Below are 419 nucleotides of genomic sequence, written 5' to 3'. Positions count from 1 at the left end.
GCTGGGCGACGGTGTGCAGGCCGAGGGCGGCGAGTTTTCTGGCGGTCTTGGCGCCGATGCCCCAGAGGGCGTCGGTGGGGCGGTCGTTCATGACGTCGGCCCAGTTGTCGCTGGTGAGCCGGTAGGTTCCGGCGGGTTTGGCGAGGCCGGAGGCGAGTTTGGCCTGGTGTTTGTTGTCGCCGATGCCGATGGAGCATTCGAGTCGGGTGCGGGTGCGTACGGCGTCGCGCAGGGCGGTGGCGAGGGTTTCCGGGTCGTCGGTGGTGGCGCCGAGGAAGGCTTCGTCCCAGCCCCAGACTTCGACGCGGACGGGGAATTCGCGCAGGACGGCCATGACGCGTTCTGAGGCGGCTTCGTAGGCGGGTGGGTCGCTGGGGAGGAAGACGGCGTCGGGGCAGCGTCGCAGGGCGGTGCGCAGG

The 419-nt window shown here is 70.4% G+C and carries 1 protein-coding gene; it reads right to left on the bottom strand.

What is annotated here, in order from left to right:
• A partial coding sequence (locus C1J01_RS48740) for a Y-family DNA polymerase (RefSeq protein WP_500048308.1) occupies positions 1-419 on the bottom strand: 419 nt, incomplete at both ends.

This window comes from Nonomuraea aridisoli (genome assembly GCF_003236395.1).
GTDB classification, from domain to species: domain Bacteria; phylum Actinomycetota; class Actinomycetes; order Streptosporangiales; family Streptosporangiaceae; genus Nonomuraea; species Nonomuraea aridisoli.
This window is presented reverse-complemented; position numbering and strand designations above follow the sequence as displayed.